This window comes from Citrobacter sp. L55 (assembly GCF_002850715.1).
Classification (GTDB): Bacteria; Pseudomonadota; Gammaproteobacteria; order Enterobacterales; family Enterobacteriaceae; genus Citrobacter; species Citrobacter braakii.
Window position 1 is genome coordinate 52,019 of record NZ_KZ559399.1, and the last position, 18,957, is coordinate 70,975.

At 50.1% G+C, this 18,957-nt stretch carries 9 protein-coding genes and 1 pseudogene; 7 read left to right on the plus strand and 3 right to left on the minus strand.

The genetic code is table 11. From position 1 onward, the window contains the following. Positions 1–98 precede the first annotated feature (98 nt). From rclA to B9P82_RS00290, 6 genes are all read left to right on the plus strand, one after another. Positions 99–1,424: a reactive chlorine resistance oxidoreductase RclA gene (gene rclA, locus B9P82_RS00265; protein ID WP_101699774.1), complete on the plus strand. Its 1,326-nt coding sequence runs from the start codon at positions 99–101 to the stop codon at positions 1,422–1,424. Positions 1,425–1,588: 164 nt separating this feature from the next. After that, positions 1,589–1,825, plus strand: coding sequence for a reactive chlorine resistance periplasmic protein RclB (rclB, locus tag B9P82_RS00270; protein ID WP_029139445.1), 237 nt, complete (start codon positions 1,589–1,591; stop codon positions 1,823–1,825). An 11-nt stretch (positions 1,826–1,836) separates the two neighbouring features. Next, complete coding sequence (gene rclC / locus B9P82_RS00275; protein WP_016152157.1) at positions 1,837–2,397, plus strand: reactive chlorine resistance membrane protein RclC; 561 nt, start codon at positions 1,837–1,839, stop codon at positions 2,395–2,397. Between the two features lie 579 nt (positions 2,398–2,976). Then, a complete protein-coding gene (locus B9P82_RS00280) occupies positions 2,977–3,663 on the plus strand; it encodes a flagellar brake protein (RefSeq protein ID WP_016152158.1) in 687 nt (228 codons plus the stop codon). A 24-nt stretch (positions 3,664–3,687) separates the two neighbouring features. Then, a complete protein-coding gene (locus tag B9P82_RS00285; protein ID WP_101699776.1) occupies positions 3,688–4,275 on the plus strand; it encodes a helix-turn-helix domain-containing protein in 588 nt (195 codons plus the stop codon). Between the two features lie 101 nt (positions 4,276–4,376). Beyond that, a complete protein-coding gene (locus B9P82_RS00290; protein ID WP_047501818.1) occupies positions 4,377–5,144 on the plus strand; it encodes a putative bifunctional diguanylate cyclase/phosphodiesterase in 768 nt (255 codons plus the stop codon). A 190-nt stretch (positions 5,145–5,334) separates the two neighbouring features. On the opposite strand, the pseudogene B9P82_RS00295 reads toward B9P82_RS00290, so the two are convergent. The 3 genes and pseudogenes from B9P82_RS00295 to B9P82_RS00305 form a co-directional block, all read right to left on the minus strand. Beyond that, positions 5,335–14,666 (minus strand): annotated as a pseudogene (locus tag B9P82_RS00295) (autotransporter outer membrane beta-barrel domain-containing protein). A 196-nt stretch (positions 14,667–14,862) separates the two neighbouring features. Continuing rightward, a complete protein-coding gene (locus B9P82_RS00300) occupies positions 14,863–15,441 on the minus strand; it encodes a helix-turn-helix transcriptional regulator (RefSeq protein WP_049040880.1) in 579 nt (192 codons plus the stop codon). 618 nt (positions 15,442–16,059) lie between these two features. After that, positions 16,060–17,235 (minus strand): coiled-coil domain-containing protein, encoded by a 1,176-nt coding sequence (locus B9P82_RS00305; RefSeq protein WP_046275128.1) that lies wholly within the window; start codon positions 17,233–17,235, stop codon positions 16,060–16,062. 246 nt (positions 17,236–17,481) lie between these two features. On the opposite strand from B9P82_RS00305, the gene pheP reads away from it, so the two are divergent. Continuing rightward, complete coding sequence (gene pheP, locus B9P82_RS00310) at positions 17,482–18,876, plus strand: phenylalanine transporter (RefSeq protein ID WP_047415083.1); 1,395 nt, start codon at positions 17,482–17,484, stop codon at positions 18,874–18,876. Positions 18,877–18,957: the final 81 nt, after the last annotated feature.

Consider the following 18,957-nt stretch of genomic DNA (forward strand, 5'->3'; position numbering starts at 1 on the left):
ATTTGACAGTAATTTGCGCGATATGGATACATTGTTCATGCATCGTTAAACCTATACTTCAGTTCAACAAACGAACAGTGACATGGCGGAGAGACAGCATGAATCAGTATCAGGCGATTATTATCGGATTTGGCAAAGCGGGTAAAACGCTGGCGGCTACCCTGGCGAAAACGGGCTGGCGAGTGGCGATTATTGAACAGTCAAACACCATGTATGGCGGGACATGTATCAATATCGGCTGCATTCCCACCAAAACCCTGGTACACGATGCTGAACTTCAGCATGACTTTGCTGCGGCGATGCAGCGCAAGGCCTCCGTTGTCAGCTTTCTGCGTGATAAAAACTTCCATAATCTTGCCGATCTGGAAAATGTAGATGTGATTGAAGGTCGTGCTGAATTCATTGATAACCATACGGTGCGGGTCGTGCAGCCAACAGGCGCGATTGAGCTAAGCGGCGAAAAGATCTTTATTAATACCGGCGCACAGGCAACGATGCCAAACGTGGCAGGGGTAATGACTACACCGGGCGTGTTTGACAGTACCGGGTTGTTAAATTTGACGCAACGTCCGGAACGTTTGGGGATTTTGGGCGGCGGTTATATTGGTGTTGAATTCGCATCAATGTTTGCCAACTTTGGCAGTAAGGTCACCATTTATGAAGCCGCCCCACTGTTTTTAGCCCGCGAAGATCGGGATATTGCCGACGCTATCGCCAACATTTTACGCGACAAAGGGGTTGAGATTATCCTTAATGCCAGGGTGCAGGCGGTTTCGTCCCATGACGGCGCGGTGCAGGTGCAAATGCCGGAAGGCGTCCAGACTGTGGATGCGCTACTGGTGGCATCGGGTCGCAAACCGGCAACTGAAAATCTGCAGTTGCAGAAAGCGGGTGTGGATGTCAACGCGCGCGGTGCCATTGTAGTGAATAAATATCTGCGTACTTCGGCAGACAATATCTGGGCCATGGGCGATGTGACGGGGGGGTTACAATTTACCTATATCTCGCTGGATGACTTCCGTATTGTGCGCGACAACCTGTTAGGCGAGGGATTACGTAACACCGGCGATCGCCAAAACGTACCGTATTCTGTCTTTATGACGCCGCCGCTTTCCCGTGTGGGGATGACAGAAGAACAAGCTCGCGCCAGCGGCGCGGCGGTCCAGGTTGTCACCCTGCCTGTCGCGGCTATCCCGCGTGCACGGGTGATGAATGACACGCGTGGCGTACTTAAAGCGGTGGTAAATCGCGAAACGAAACAGATATTAGGCGTATCGCTGCTGTGCGTGGATTCTCATGAGATGATTAATATCATTAAAACCGTTATGGATGCTGGTTTACCTTACACGACATTGCGCGATCAAATATTTACTCATCCGAGCATGAGCGAATCACTGAACGATCTCTTCTCTCTAATAAAATAATAATATAGTTTGCATGATTGCCCCACCTGTGTGGGGCTTTTTTTTATCATATATAAAGAAATACTCATGAACAGTTATTCTGGTGTTATGGAGGAAATAAGATAAGCAATAATGTTTTATTCTATTACGAGTGAAATCACTTGTTAATGGAAATAGAAATGAACATGCTTAAAACTTCATTATTGTTGACTGCTTTACTGACTGCGCCGGTGACATTTTCTGCACTGGCACAACAGCCAGTCGAAGTAGCCCGCGTCAGCGTGTCGGCAATTGCCGCTGCACCTTCTGTTGTTGAACATGCAATCGCCAGGCTGGCGCAGGAAAAGAAGGCAACTTCCTGGAAAATTACCTCAATGCGCATTGATAGCAGCACTCACGCAACCGCAATTTTGTACAAGTGAGGAGAGTCTGAATGGAAAAGTATCTGCGTTTACTCAGCAAGGGCGATAGAATTGGATTAACATTGATTCGCCTGAGTATTGCCATTGTTTTTATCTGGATTGGCTTATTGAAATTTGTACCTTACGAAGCCGATAGTATTACGCCATTTGTTGCCAATAGTCCGGTAATGTCATTTTTTTATGAACATCCAGAAGAATATAAGCAGCATTTAACCCACGAAGGTGAGTTTAAACCGCAGGAGCGGGAATGGCAGAAGGCGAATAACACCTATACGTTCTCCAATGGTCTGGGCGTAGTCGAAGTGCTGATCGCATTGCTGGTGCTGGCTAATCCTGTTAGCCGTTGGTTGGGATTAATTGGTGGCGTACTGGCATTTGCTACTCCGATTGTGACGTTATCATTTTTAATTACCACACCGGAAGCATGGGTGATGCCACTGGGCGATTTGCACCACGGTTTTCCGTACTTGTCAGGAGCCGGGCGTCTGGTGTTGAAAGACACATTAATGCTGGCGGGAGCGGTGATGATCATCGCAGATTCATCGCGATCAATTATTAAGCAAAAGTATTGAATTTTTAACGTTGTACCCTCTGTAAGACAGTAAGCCTCTATAGTTCGATTCGGTAATTACCGGGCCAGCAGGATGCTGGCCTTTTTTCTGCCCTAAGGTAAATTCATTTTACATGTGAATTATAATTATTCACTTTTTCACAATAACTAGTCGGAGCTATATTCCTGGTTAATGATATAGTGCCGTAAGCATTTTCTCTTCTTCTTGCGATAGCACGCCAGTCCGCATACTGCGTGGTCCTTCCATCAAAACCCATTCATTTCCCTCTATTTTTTTTCTGTGTAGTTCTTGCTATTTGTTATCTCAAAATGACATCTCAAAAAAATTTATTATTCTCTTTTGTTATAGTTAGCCAACAACTTCATGTGGTTTTAGGCATGGCTTCAGCTAGAATTAACTTTGATTAAATGTTTTTACGTATCAATAAATGGCTAAAGATAGTTAAAAACTTAATTTTTAACCAACTGTTCGACATGGAATCCACTATGGTAATTAAGCACCAGGGGTGGATGCTGATCTTGCGTTTTGTGAGTAACCACAAGCGAGACATATCTTAAATATGGAAATAAGGGTTTTAGAATGAGCTTTGGATTAGCAAAGGACAACAAGTTTGAAATCATCGCTACCCTTCGTGAAGAGTTGCACAAGAAAACGAAACTGGAAGTGTTATGTGAAAACCATAGTGTTATCACGCAGTTAGAGAAGATTGATTTCGAGCGGTTTGTCATCTCCGGACACGAAGATATTGTTCCTGAAAAGGTCCAGTACTTTATCCTGCACAGTGAAAGTGGGATTGTAAAATTTAGTGCCAGATTCGAACAAACCTTATCAGCAGGTGCACAAGCAGGATTATCCTACTTCATCCCAGATATGATTTTCTTTGCCCAGCAGCGACAAAATCAGCGTTTTTCCTTCCTGAAGGGTTACGACTTTTTCTGTTTTGGTCGTTACAAAAACGGAGAAAACTACTCTCTGAAGATTAAAAACATCTCGCAGGGCGGTTGTGCATTAATTGTTAAAGATGTGAACTCCCGTTTTCTCTATAAAGATGCGGTGATTAAAAATGCCGCGCTGGATTTTGATACGTTTGGCAGTTTACAGCTGGATTTGAAAGTGATCGATGTCGTCATGATCAATGAATTTGATGAGGATAATCAATTGTATGCCTGTCATCAGATCTCATGTGAGTTCGATTTTAAAAATCGTCGTGAAGAGGCAGAGGTCGAAAAGATTATTATTAAATTTTTAATGAGTAACAAGATTTGATGCTGATAAGGAGCGATGAACAGGATGTTGATGTGTGGCAGTGATAATTTTGTGGGCAACGGTTTGTTCGCCTACCTGACAAGCAAACATGTACCGATACAAACATTCCAGTTTGAGGATATGTTGCATCAGTCATCATTATGCCAGCATCAAACCATGGTTTTTAATATCATTGATAACGAACAACCATGTTCAGCTATCGTGCAGTTTTTGAATAAAAACCGCTTCAAGTTTTATAATAATGTCGTGGTAATTATTGCTGATAGTTTGGTGGCGAAATTATGTGTAGAGTTATTATATGTTGAAAAAACGATAGTTTTGACGGAGAAATCTTCACTGCGCGATTTCGGTCAACTGGCGTCGTTAACGGCCGGGAAATGGAATCCCCGGCTGTATCGCTCACAGAAAAGATTAACCGAGAGAGAGCAGCAGATTCTGAGTTTATTGGTAAACGGATATACCGCGAGAGAAATTTCAGAGTTAGTCAGCCTGAATTATAAAACTATCCAGGCGCATAAAATGAGGGTCGTCACCAAGCTGGGACTGACCAATACCTCGGAATTAAATAAATTAATTGTCAGATTTACCCATCGTATGTCTTTTTTACCCTAACCTGGCCATTCTATTCTGATGTAACACACCTAATAGTAGATACAATTCGGGAGTGATATTGACTGGTTTTTAATTTTTATGATTTGTTGAGGGAGAGAGGAATGTTTAATTCTAGTGAGGTGTTAACCGCGCTTGAAAAGGCATTGAATACCAGTCAGCTTTATATGGTTTATCAACCAATTTTTAATTTGCGTAATCAGCGTATTAGCGGGTTTGAAGCATTAATGCGTTGGAATAGCCCCCAGATGGGGATGATCTCTCCCGATATTTTTATTACCTTGCTGGAAGACAGCGGCAATATCATGTCAATTGAAGATATGGTTACCCACACTCCCTGGGATGTGGCAACCCGTTGGCCAGAGCCCCTTGTATTGTCCGTCAATATTTCCGCGCTTGAATTCTGCGATCCGCTGTTACCCCAACGCGTCAGAAAAAATCTTACTGTATGTGGTCTCCCGCCTCATCGATGCCAGATAGAGGTCACGGAAACGTCGCCGCTGTGCGACAGTCAAGTCGCGGCTAAAAATATGACGGAGCTGAAGGCGATAGGGGTCAAAATTGCCCTTGATGATTTTGGAACCGGCCACGCCAATCTTAACTATCTGTTGAAATATCCTTTTGATACCTTAAAAATTGATAAGGAATTTATCGCCGGCATTGAACCCGATACCCGCTCAACAAAGATTGTCGAGGGTATAATTTCACTGGCGCACAATTTTGGTATTGAAGTTCTTGCTGAAGGGGTGGAAACCCAGTCCGAACTGGACCGGCTGATGCAGATTGGTTGTGACAAAATTCAAGGCTTTTTCATTTCTCCCCCAGTGTTAGCAGAAGAGATCCCGTTACTCCTGACGCAGTATAATCCTTAATCTTCTCCCTCTCTGTTGTTCCCCTGAATCTCGTTTGTTTCGCGTTGCCAGAGGGCCGCTCCCGCGCTTTTCCTGCCTATAAAAATAAGTCCGTAGGCCTGATACGTTAAGCGCATCAGGTAGCTTTGTATCTGTGACAGGCAAAAAAAAAGCCCCCTGTTAAACAGAGGGCTAGCGAGTTTATGTCAGCTTAGAACGATTTCTTAAAGCCAATTGATGCATTAACCGGCGCTTCAACCTGCGACTTACTGCCACCGTTACTAAATTGCGTACCCAGTTCTCCGTAAACCTGCAGGTTTCTGTCTATAGACCATGACAGACCGGCTGCAACTTCAGTGCTGGAGTACTGTTGTGAAGACTCAAGCGTGGTGGTGGCTACCGCATTGCTAAAGTGCGTTTTGTCTTTTGAACCCAGACCCTGCCAGACGTTGACCCTGCCGTAAGGCTGGAATTTGCCATGGTTGGTGTCATAGTCAGCGACCAGACGCACGCCCAGACGGGCGGTAAAGGAATCCGCGGTATCCATTTTCACTTTCGTTTGGGTCACACCATCAAGCCGCCCGTTATCAAAGTCGCTGTATTGATAGATCAACTGAGCCTGAGGTTCCAGACTCCATGCGCTGGCGCCTAAACGGAACGATTTACCCACTTCTGTTGACGCCGTCAGCGTGTTGCCTCTGACGGTATACGAGCCGTTGTTACCGGTCGCCGCCAGGCGGGATTTATGGTTACCGTATTGCAGGACGTTATCAACATACATCCCGTCGCCCGAGAACCAGGTGGCGTAGCCGCCGACATAAAACGCGTTGTCGTCGATGTTGCCGCCTTTGCCGTCGCTGCCTGTCTTCGTGCCTTTCACGTTGCTGTCGATATCAAGAATGCTGGTATACATCCCGGCTTTCCAGCTTTCGTTGGCATACATATCGACGCCAACCTGAATCCCCATGGTGTGGGAGCTGGTTTGCGTTCCAGCCGCATCATCCAGTTTGGTTTTACCGGAGTAGCCAATCATTCTTGCCCAGGCGCGATTGTCTTCATCAATACCCGGTTTAACCTCGTCACCCATACGCTGGTGCATGTTGCCTAACAGGCTGATGTCGCCCTGACGAACGACGCTGGCGAGACCAGAATACAGCATAGTTTCTGGACGATATTCGCTTCTCAGATACCAGTTTTCACCCTGACCCTGAGCGTTGCCCGCATGCAGTTGATACTCAAATGCGCCTGCTGCCATACGATCGGCGGCAAGATGGAAGGCGTCTCGTGACGTTTGTGCCGTAGTGGTTGCGCCATTGAGCGCGGTTACCACTTCGATACCATCACCAATGGTTGGTGCGCCGAGACCAGAACCATCGACATCCAATAGCGTACTACCGCTGGCTTTACCGCCATCGATAATCAGACGGTCGGCAATGCCTGCGCCGCTGCCATTTTGTGTGGCCGCCATGTTGATAGTCCCTTTTTCGCCGGTGTAATCCCCTTTGACGGTTAACGTTGTGCCAGTCTGCTGGCCGATGAGTGAAACATCGCCGCCGTTGCTCAGTCCCGCTACCGTCTGGTTGTAACCTTGCGTGTTGAGGGTGGTGTCAGCGACAACGTAGTGGTGTGATGCGCTACTCAGAGTGTTGGTATTACCCGCCTGCAGTACACCGTTGGCAATCAGCGTTGCGCCGCTGTAGCTGTTTTCACCATGCAACTCCGTAACACCGCTGCCGGTTTGATGCAGTTGGCCTTCGCCGCTGATATTACCGGTCAGCGCCAGGGTATCGCCACGATTGACGTTGAGTACGCCGTTATCAACGATATCCCCCTGAATGCTGCCGATATCACCGCCGTTACCCAGCTGTAAAACGCCTTGCTCGATGGTGGTGCCACCGGTGTAGGTGTTATCCAGCGTCAGGGTGAGGGAACCTTTACCGGTTTTGGTCAACTGACCGTTACCTTCGACTTCCGTCAGCAGAGAAACGTTATGTCCGTTGGTGTCGAATGTCCCGCCGCCGGATTCCAGAGTCACCTGACGAGCGGTATCAAACGCTTCACCATATTTCAGCGTACCACCATTAAAGGTAATTCCCGTCTCTGGTGCGCCAAGGTTGGTATCACCCGCTACCTGCAGCGTACCTGAGGTGATGGTGGTTCCACCGCTGTAAGTATTGTCGCCAGTGAGGATGAGCGTACCGAGGTCGCCTTTATTCAAGCCGCCGGTGCCGCGGATCACGCTGTCGATAGTCGCGGTGTAGTTAGCGCCGTCTACTGTGCCATCGCCGACGCGAATCAGCGTATTAGCCGTATCGGTGGTAATGGCTTCACCGCCCACGCGATAACCATCGGTGGCGAACTGTGCGCCACTGATGATGACGTCGCCTTTGCTGTTATCGACGGTTACGTTGCCCGCTTCACCCTGGAAGACGGCGAACGCAGCATCGGTAAACGGTGCATTCAGCGCGCCTTCTGGCGTTGATTCATCCGTAGTCCAGTTGTCATTACCCTGGCTGGATTGCCAGATACCGTCGCCGCCGTTGATGACGCCGTTGTTTTTCAGCTCGCCATTCTCACCGCCGGTGCCGTCCCAGAAACGCAGCGTCAGCCCGGCATGGTTGACCAGGTTAACCTGGTTTTTAACCGAGGTTTGTACGTACAGGCTGTCCGCAGCTTCCGGCGCGTCGGCAATGTCCATCACATTGTTGGTTAATGTGCCGGTATAGTTGATGACGCGGTAAACACCAACGTCAAAGCTTCCGCCTGGAGAGGTCTGGATATTGAGCTTACCATCGAGCGTCAGATCGCCATTCACATCAATCAGGTCATTGAAGGCTCCGCCTGGGGTATAGGCCTGACCAAACTGGTAATCAAGCTGTGCGTTATCGCTGAGCGTCAGTGAACCGGTAGTCAGTTTACCCACGCTATTGATGGCCGCACCCGCGGTAATATGGCCGTCATCCAGTACATCAACCGCGCCGCCGATAATACCGTTCCCGCCGAGCGTTGCCCCAGATTTCACCGTCACCTGACCGGTCGCGGCAGACTGATTACCGTTGACCAGCAGTACGCCTTCATTGACGTCCGTGGTGCCGGTCCAGGTGTTATCGCCGGTCAGCGTTAACGTGCCGTCACCGATTTTCACCAGGCTGCCGTCGTTGCCGCTGATAATGCCGCTGATGGTGTCATCAAGATGCAGATTACCCAGCGACAATTCTTTATTGCCCAGTTCGACATTCCCAGCGCCGGACAACGAGCCGATAGATGTTGCGCTGTCGACTGCGCTGATATCGACCTTGCCGCCAGCCAGGTTTTTAACGACGGTATTCTCTGCTAGCGCCTGGTCCGCAAAGGTCATCAGTCCGCTGTTATTCACGCTAGCAGAACCACCGCTGGCGTTTTCTTCCAGCGCCAACGTACTGTCTTTTGACACGTTAACCGTCGCCTCGCCCGCGGTGGCGTTATCGGTTAACAGCGCTTTCGCTGTGCCCGTCAGGTTCAGTTTTGCGCTCGCGGCGGTGACGTTATCCGCCAGTGTTAACAGGCTGTCGGCGATGTTCATGGTCAGGGATTTCAGGCTGGTCTCTGTTCCGCTGACATTGAGCGTCGCCCCGTTATTGACGTTCACGGTGCTGCTTTCATTGCTACCTAAGGCCCCGGTTTTGCTGACGTTGACCGTCACATTGTTGGCATTTCCGGTACCGGCAATTTCTGTGTCGCCTTTATAGCTGTTCGCGCGATTGAGCGACAAGGTACTGCCCGCATCGCTTGAGCTGCTGGTGACTTTCAGTTTACCGTCGCCGGTAATCTCACCGGTTGGCGTGAAGTTATGTGAATTGAGGTCAAACACCGCCGCGTTATCATTCGCGCCCAGCGCAATGGTGCGATTGCTGGTCAGGTCCGCACCCATCTGCAGCGTGGAGCCATTGTTGATAGCCAGGTCGGTTCCGCTCTGACCGAGGTTGCTGTCGGCGGAAATCTGCAACGTACCGCCATCAATGCGTGTGCCGCCGCGATACGCGTTATCACCGCTGAGGATCAGACGGCCAAGGTCGGTTTTCACCAGCGTCAGCTTGTCAGTCGTGCTGGCTTCGCGGATGACGGACTCAATGGTCGCGGTATAGTTTTGCCCCGCGCCACCCGCGCCAACGCGCAGCAGCAGTTCACCGGTTCCCGGCGTCTGGCCGGCGTGGGTCGCGTTTTCCGTGGTGGCATAAGCGTTAAGTGCGTCGCCTTTAACGACATAGCCATCGGCGTCAAACTGTGCCCCGGAGAAGTTAACTTCTCCTGCGGCGTTATCCACGGTAACGGTGCCACCTTTGGTGGTGAAGACGGCAAAGGACTTCTGCGCCCAAGGTGCGTTACCTTCGCCCGTTGCCGTGGTCCAGTTGTTATCACCCTGACTGCCGATCGCCATCCATTTGCCATCGCCACCGTCAATTTTGCTGTCGCCCTCAATGCCCGACGCGCCGTGGCTCTGACTTACCGTCGCCCCGTCCCAGAATTGCAGGGTAACGCCGTTGGCGTTCACCAGGTTGACCTGTTTGTCGATAGAGGTCTGGACAAAAATATTGCTCTTATCCTGACTGTCCGGTATTGCGCCCAGCTCCAGCGTCTGGTTATCCAGCGTACCGCCGTAATTATAGATACGGTACACGCCCGGTCCGAAGTTACCGCCTTGCGAAGTGGTAACATCCAGGGTCCCGTCCAGTTGCAGATCGCCTGCCACGTTCACCAGATCGTTTAGCGCACCGCCTGGCGTAAAGGCCTGCCCCAGTTCGAAAGCGGAGGTCGTTTTGCTGCCAAGCTGCAGATTACCGTTAACAGATAGCGTACCCGCACCGCCGTCACCGGCGCTGATGGTTGTGGCATCGTTCATCAGCACGTTACCGCCGATAATGCCCTTACCGCCAAGTGTGGACGTACCGCTGACGGTGGTGACGCCGCGCGCCGCGCTTTGATCGCCATTCACCAGCAGAGTGCCGTTAGTAACGGTGGTGTTACCGGTATAGGTATTGTTGCCGTTCAGACGGGTAATGCCGCCGCCGATTTGCTGTAGCGCACCGATACCGGAGATCACACCGTTGAGCAGCACGGTGTTGGCGCGATTAATCGCCAATACGCCGTTGTCGATGATGTCAGAGACGGCGCTCACTTCGCCTTCATTTCCACCGTCACCTAACTGCAGCGTACCGGTTTGATCAATGGTGGTAGAGCCGGTGTAGCTATTGTTGGCGGTAAATACCGTGGTACCGCCCGCCGCACGTTCAAATTTCCCGTCGCCGCTGATGATGCCGCGATAGATCTGTGCTGTTGAGGTATCCCCCTGAGTATCGAAGATAACCTTGCTGTCTGCGCCCTGGGTGGTGACATTGTAATCGCCAATGCTTGCGGCAGTGCTGGTTGGTTCGACGTGGTCGCCGGTACGCAGCGTGGCGCCATTGTTTACAGCAAGGGTTTCGCTCGCCAGATTCAGGTTTTCAACGATGCGTACATCTGCATTTGACCCGCTGATGGTCAGTGAATCCCAGCCAGTGCCAATGTTGGTACCGGTATTCAGGTTGTCGCTAGCCAGCGTACCAATCTTCGCATCTTTTGTATCAGTGAAGGTGAGGGCGTTGCCCGTACCCGCTGCGGTAAGGATGTGGCGCGTTTTATCCAGCGTCACATTGCCGATGTTGGCTTTATTGTTACCGCCAGTACCCGCGAAATTCACTTCGCCAGCATAAGAGCCGCTACGCCAGTTGAAGGTATCCGTACCTTCGCCGGTGTTGATTACGCCGCTGGTCACACCGCCGCTGATATCGATGGTGTCATTGCCTTTACCAGACTGAATTGCCACGGCCGAGTCGTTGATGGCCTGCAGGGTTCCCGTGTTGGTAATGGCTTTACTGCTGTCGCCGCTGGCGTCTATTACCGGTGAGGTGGTACTGGCAGAGATAATCTTGCCGCTGTTGGTCAATGCGCTAACGTTTTTCGCGATGATTGCTGAACCACCTGCGCTGTCATGTACGTTGATGTCGGCATTGGTGGTGATACGACCGTCCGTATTGGCGCGAATACCGCTGCCTTCGCTGTTGAGTACCTCAATGGTATAGCCTTTGCCGATGGTTAGATTGCCCGTCACCGCGTCGCCATTTCGTTGTTCAAAGGCGAAGCCGGTACCTTTACCGTTGACGTTGAGGATGTTGTTCAGCCCATCGTTCATGGTCAGCGCCACGCTGGTGCGGATCCCTGGGCCATCGTTGGAGTCGATGGTGACATCTCGCAGCGTGATATTGGTGTTGTTGGCATCGTTTTGAATACCGGCACCGGTACCATCAGCGCGGATCATCACGCTTTGCGCGGCCAGAGCGCCAGCGCCTTCGGCCAGGCGAATACCGTCAGCGGAGCCATCGGTGGTAATGCTGTCGCCAGTCATACCGTTAATCAGCAGGCTTGCCCCTTGGGTCAACAGAACGCCAGCGGTGCCATCATCAACCTGAATTTTGCCCAGCTTATTAATCTGCGCGCTGGAGCCTGAGGCGCGTACGCCGATGCCGTTGCTGACATGCAGGGCGAGGGAGGAGTTATTGGTTAAGCTACCGCCTTTTTGAACATCGACACCGATGCTGTCGACGCTGGCCAGATCAATAATCGATTTGGTATCGAGGATCAGGTTGCCCAGATTCCTCGCCACATAGGCGATTACCTTGTTGCCGCTGGCTTCAGAGGTGATCTTCGCGTTTGAGGTCAGGGTCGTGCTCGTGGCATTGCCCTGCACATTACCATTCAACTGATGCGCCTGACCATCCACAACCCCGGCAACGGTTCTTTCACCGGTTAAATTGATGGTGGTTTTATCGCTGATGGTCCCTTTCGCGCCGCCTTCGATAACCAGCGCCGCAGAGTCAGTGCCCTTAACGGTAAACGTTGCTTCACCGGTATCTACGTTACTGCCTGCGCCGGTGGCGAGTACGCCCACGGAATTGTTACCGCTGAGAGTCAAATCCAGGTTGGAGGTGGACTGATCTTTCGGGTTAGTGGTATTACCGGCCAGCAATGCGCCATTGGCGATACGGAAAATGGTGGTGCGATCCTGACCGTTGTCATTCATCACCGCCTGACCAATATTGGCGGTAGCGCCCTTACCATACAGGTAATAACCAATCTGATCGGTGCTGTTAAATGAGGGGCTACTTAAGCTGTCAACGTTAGCGATGGCGTTATCACGCACGTGGACGCCGATGTTACCGGCTTTATCCAGCGTAATATTAGAGTAGACGTTGACCACTGCCTGACCGTTGGCGCCACCTTCCGCCCAGATGGCGTAGTTACGGTTACCGACGCCGCCTTCACCGTCCACCACGATAGAGCCTGCAGCGCTGGTGGTGACTTCGGCATTTTTGTTATTGGCGCTAACGTGGATCCCTACGTTGTTGGTGCCATTCACGTTAATCTTGCCGTCGTTACGGATTTCCTGATTATTTTCTGCGCCGCTGTCGTGTACGGAGATGCCGTAGTTTTTACTGCTGCCCCCTTTAGAACCGCCATTGATCACGATATTGCCGGTATTGAGGACGTTGCCCGTGGCATTTCCGACCAAAATCCCTGCGGCGTTACGGACGCCGGTTCCCAGCGTGATAAGGCCGTTGTTAATCACCTCTTTGGCGCTCTTGATCATAATACCGGCGCTCAGGCTGGAACCGCCTGCCATGGTGACATCTTTAGCCGGATCGCTTGCGTCGCGACCAAGATAAATAGAGGCATTCTGAGCATTGGTAAAGGTGGCATTCCCGGCGACTTCTACGCCATAAGCGGTGCCGCTGGCAAAGGATGTACCGCTTTTACGTCCGTCTACGACGTTAATCTCGCCATTGTTGACCCCTTGCGCATCGTCAGACAATTGCATACCAATCGCCAGCGTCAGCGAAGAAGCGGGGACGTCTTTGCTCCAGGGATCGGCTGCCGAAGCGGTACCAAAGTTATCGGTGGTGATCGCCTGGTTGATGATGCCGTTGTTAGCGATCTGGCTGGTGCCTTGACCTTGCATACCAAATGCGCCATAGCTGTTGACGTTTTGGTTGCCGTCTTTATCGATAAACAGCCCGGAGTTGATCATCCCGTTGTTGGTTGCCGTCGCGTCTTGTGCCAGCATGCCAATCGCCAGGCTCTGCCCGGTAGACGTTCGTAATGCGTTCAGTTCGCCAAAGTTTGTGATAACCCCGCTATCAACGGCTTTCATGACGCCATTAATACTGCCGTCAACGGCAAGAATCGCATCTTTGTTCAGGGTGCCGGAGGTGCCTGCGCCGTTGGCGTAAATAGCATGCAGCTCACCGCGGCCAGCGGTCGCGTTATTGACATGCGATAAGCCGTCTGTCCAGACGTCGTAATCCAACTGAGCACGTCAGAGGGCTTGCTGGAATTGATCAGACCATCAATCAGCTCGGCATACTTCGTTTGTGCTGCGGTGACGGTAGTGACTTCATTCGCTTCCAGCCACAGTTGGATTTGGCTGACTTTTTCGCCTTCCGGGTTTTCCGCCGCGTCGCTGCTATTGCCCAACAGCCAGTCGTTAAATTCGGCCAACTCCTGCGTGTTGGTGATGTTAAATGTGCGCTCACCCGTTTCGACGACTTTGCCGTCCGTATCATAGCCGTAGGTCATGAGCGTGACATCATCGCCAAACACGGAGGTTTGCGCTGAGCCGGCGAAGGTTTTTTCAGGAATAACCGGGGCGGCGTTAAATTTTATAAAGTTATCGGATTGCCAGTAAACCTGGCTACCCGCGTCCTGAGCCTCCAGTAAGGAGGAGTCTTTGGCCAGTAATTCGATGGTATTGGCTTTGGCGCGTACATTGAGCGTGTCGTCGCCCAAATTCAGATTGGCCGTGGAGCCGTTTGTCGCCAGCGCGATGCCAAATTGTTTGTAGATTTTAGACTGCGTCGGATCGTAAGTGTTTAATGCCGAATCGCCAATCTGTGATTCGGTAAGAAAGTTACTTAACGCGTTGGTATCAAAGACTTTAATGGTTGTTTTTTCGCCGGGGAACGCCGGGTCGTTAATCTCAAATTCTGTGCTCTGCGAAGGCGTTGATGATTGGTTATAAGTCAGGTATTCCGCCAGCTCCTCGGCGGTAGTAATCGTTTTTACGCCCTGGTCAGGGCTGGTGGCCTGCAGGGTGATTTTGCCGGTTTGCAGTAGCTCTCTGATGGTCGTTGATTCAACAACGCCACTTTGACCCGGACTGATGGTTGGGATCGCGCCGCTGATATTGAGCGCCTGACCAGCAGTGATATCTTCATATAAGAATCCGTAGTCGTGGACACCCTCATAATCCCCAACAGAAATACCTGTCTGGTAGTCGGCGAAAATATTATGTTCACCGATGTCGATGATCGGAGTTGCTGAAGCTTGCATTGAAGCAGCGCTTAATGCGCCGGCCGCCAGTACGGCGACAGTTTTACGTGAGCTGCTTTTTTTCTTTCCTTTGGTTAATTCGGAAACGACCACCCAGATACCGAGCGCCGCGTTCCAAATAATGCTGTAAACTTTGTTCATATATAACCCTCGTCTACATTCCTGTTATGTGTATTGTTAATACATTGAGTTGTTGGCTATGGTTGGCACGCGGATGTGCTACCCGGTAATAGATTTTTGGAAATAGGATTCCCTTCCGTGCAATGCGGAATTAAAAAGTGAGCCGAAAGGAAATCTTTTAAATAATAACCGTGATAATTGTCCTTAAATAAGTCAGTTACGGCTGGCTATAGTGAGAAATGGTGTACTTGAGTCGGGAGTTATTTTTCCCGAGTTTTCTGGCAATGTTGCTTTTGTACGCACCGATGGTTTTTTCACTTTTTTGTGATGCCCCAGCGATTTGAGTCAATGACCAACCCCGGGCAAGCATCATCATTACGTTAAATTCGTTTGCTGTGATTTTGTTATTTATTTCTTTGATATTAATTGGTTTTTTGTTTTGTGATATGCACGTCACGGCATGCAGTAACCGATCAAGGCTGGCGTCTTGATCGAGGAACAGCATGTTCCTCCCGCAAACGGTTTGAAAAATAGAAAAAGTAGCTTCATCTGCCAAAACAATAATTTTTGTGGCAGGGCGTAAAGCCATGTTGCGGATAATCCTGGCATATTTTAAAAAATCTGAGTTGTCAGGATTAATAATGATGCAATCCATTTCATAAGGGATTATGTTGACGGCAGAAAGCGTCTGAGAGGAGTAGTACGCGATATCAATATATAATGATGAACCACGTAGGATTTCACGCATGCCTAGCCAGGGATAAATTGATTCACCCAAAAAAATAGCCTTAGACATAACGATCTCCTTGAAATTTTGGTGCAGGCGGTCGCCTCTTTTTTTAGTCTAAAAAAAGAGTTTCTTGCGACGCATGAAATGTTAATTAAATCTCGTATGACGTTCTTTGGTGTGAACGCATCCTTATTTATTGCAGATTCAACAGATATTTTCTGTATTAATTTGAATCATTAACTATTCTTAAAGTAGATATTACACTTTGTTAAAATTTAAGATAAATCGTTTATTTCAGCTCTGAGTAAATGATTGATAGATTTCGCTTATGGATCACGCGAATAATGTTTCAGCCATTTCTATAAAGACAGGGTATTCCTATTTATACTGGAGGGGATTTATATGAAAAATCTTATATTTCAAACAGATAACCATTCTTCTTAATGGGACTATTGGCAGGTAGGAGAATTCTTAATCAAGGCCAGGATAAAGAGAGAGGGAGAGCGGTGGGAGAGAGAAATATTGTCTTATTTGCAGTTATCGACCTAAAATTCGAGCATTTAAGGTGATAACTCTGACCTATCTTAATAACTAAGCATTTTGTGCTATTTTTATCATTTGGTGCTTAATCTTCAAACCTCCCTTGAAGATGTTGTATTTTCTGCTTGCTATCGCTGATAGCGCTTACCCCGCCAACAGCTCCTGCTCAACCTGTTGCACCTGTTGTTCCAGCGTATTGCGGATTTCCGTAAGCGCCCGTTGTTGATCGGAGAAGTAAGCCTCTTTATCCGTCACGGAGGTGGCAAGGCGCCAGGCGTTCTCAGCTTCCAGTTCGGTAATCTCTTTGAGCAGAGCGTTAATTTGTTCTCTGAGCTGCTGTATTTTGCTGCGTAAATGCTGCAGATCGTTCAATCGGTCACTCGCCATCATCGGTTCGAGGCCGCTTTGCAATTGAGTCAGTAGCGCCCGAACGGCAGCAAGGTCGGCATTTTGGCGCGCCTGGTTAAGCTGCACCATCATCTGATGCGCTTTCTCTTTCAGATCGTCCGCCACCACGTCCGGATGACAAAGACGGCTGGCCTGACGCCACAGGCGTTTTAACTCATTACGCTCTTCAGAAGAAAGCCGTTGGTCACGGCTAAAACGATGTTGCGCATCCTGCTGCTGCTCCTGATATTCATCATATTCATGGCTGGCTTCTTCCTGTGCCTGACGGGCTGCGCTGTCGTCCTGGCGAGAAAAGTCGTTTTCCAGCTCACGAATCTCCGCCAGCAGGGCGGTAATAAGCTCCGTTTGTTGCTGAATTCGTTGACGTGTTTCCACCGATTCGTGCGAATCTGAATTCTGGTTCATCCAGAGCTGCTTAAGCCTGGCCAGTTGATCAACAGCCTGGGAAATATAGTGCTGGCAGGATTGATAGTCTTGTTCCCGGCGTTTTCGCTCCGCTTCCTGTTTGCGCTGGGCGCTGGCGGCGAGCTGTTTACGCAACTCGAGGATCCGGCTCATCAGCGGCCCAAGGCGAAGATGATACAGATCGTTGAAATCATCGAGGATTTGAATGCGCGTGTTGCGCTTATCGATCAGGTCACGCAGCTGTGTTTCGAGCGCTTTTAGTTCCAGTTTACTGGCGGCAATGGCAGGATCCTGCCACGTTGAGACTGCCCGTTGAGATTGCAGCCAGGCCGTGATTTCACGTAGGGCATCACTAAAGCGCCGTGCTTCGAGCGCCTGAACGATGGCGCCTGGCAAGACTGACATAGGCTCATTTTTCAGATGATCTACCTGCTGGAAAATAATCTCCTCATCTTCCAGTTCAATAGCGCTTTTGACGATTTCCAGTCGTTTGATGATCTTATTCATGACAGTCGTTGCCTGGCCTGGCTCAAAAACGAGTGGCTGAAACACAGCGGGTTCACCCGTTTGAAAATGTTAGAAAAACAGTAAAGCGCATTCTGTGGCCTGCGATGCCTTTTCGTCCAGAATAATTCACTGTAATTATGAACAAACGCAATGCCACGGGCACAGCGGGTCCTTATTGCGCCTTGCGACAACCAGGTTGAAATGTTAAAAGAAGCCCCTTCAATAAAAACGACACAGGGGAAGGGCGTGAAAAACGCGTCAACTGCATCTGACACCAGCGTGTCTGATGCCGCGTCAACGAATGAGCCGACGCTTCAGCGGGGGTTGCAAAACCGCCATATTCAATTAATTGCGCTGGGCGGCGCAATTGGTACCGGCCTGTTTTTGGGCATTGGCCCGGCTATTCAGATGGCGGGACCTGCGGTGTTACTGGGTTACGGCGTTGCCGGGATCATCGCTTTTTTGATTATGCGTCAACTGGGCGAAATGGTGGTGGAAGAACCCGTTTCCGGATCGTTTGCCCATTTTGCCTATAAATACTGGGGACCGTTCGCGGGTTTTCTGTCCGGCTGGAACTACTGGGTGATGTTTGTGCTGGTTGGCATGGCGGAACTGACCGCGGCTGGGATCTACATGCAGTACTGGCTGCCCGATGTCCCGACCTGGATTTGGGCCGCGGCATTCTTCGTGATCATCAACGCAGTTAACCTGGTCAACGTACGTCTGTATGGCGAAACGGAATTCTGGTTTGCGCTGATTAAAGTGCTGGCCATTATCGGCATGATTGGTTTTGGCGTGTGGATGCTGTTTTCCGGTCACGGCGGGGAACATGCAAGCATTGATAACCTGTGGCGTTACAACGGCTTTTTTGCCACCGGCTGGAACGGGTTGATCCTGTCGCTGGCGGTGATTATGTTCTCCTTTGGCGGACTTGAGCTTATCGGGATTACTGCCGCAGAAGCGCAGGATCCGCAGAAAAGCATTCCAAAGGCGGTAAACCAGGTGGTGTACCGTATTCTGCTGTTTTACATCGGTTCTCTGGTGGTGCTGCTGGCGCTGTACCCGTGGGTGGAAGTGAAATCCAACAGCAGCCCGTTTGTGATGATCTTCCATAATCTTGATAGCAACGTGGTGGCTTCAGCGCTGAACTTTGTCATTCTGGTGGCTTCGCTGTCGGTATATAACAGTGGCGTCTACTCTAACAGCCGTATGCTGTTTGGTCTCTCTGTCCAGGGGAACGCGCCGAAGTTCTTAACCCGCGTCAGCCGTCGCGGCGTACCAGTGAATTCACTGATCCTCTCCGGTGCTATTACGTCTCTGGTCGTACTGATCAACTATGTCCTGCCACAAAAGGCCTTTAGCCTGCTGATGGCGCTGGTTGTGGCGACGCTGTTGTTGAACTGGATTATGATCTGCCTGGCCCATCTGCGATTCCGGGCGGCGATGCGTCGTAAGGGACGTGAGACGCAGTTCAAAGCGCTGCTGTACCCGGCAGGGAACTATCTGTGTATTGCTTTCCTTGGCATGATTCTGGTGCTGATGTGTACGATGGACGATATGCGCCTGTCAGCTATCCTCCTGCCGGTGTGGATCCTGTTCCTGTTCGTTGCCTTCAAACTGCTGTGTCGTAAGTCCCGCTAAGTTTCTACCGATCCCATCGTCAGGATGGGATCGGATCTTCTCCCAATGTTTATCGTGACCGCTCTCGCAATTTTGCCTTTG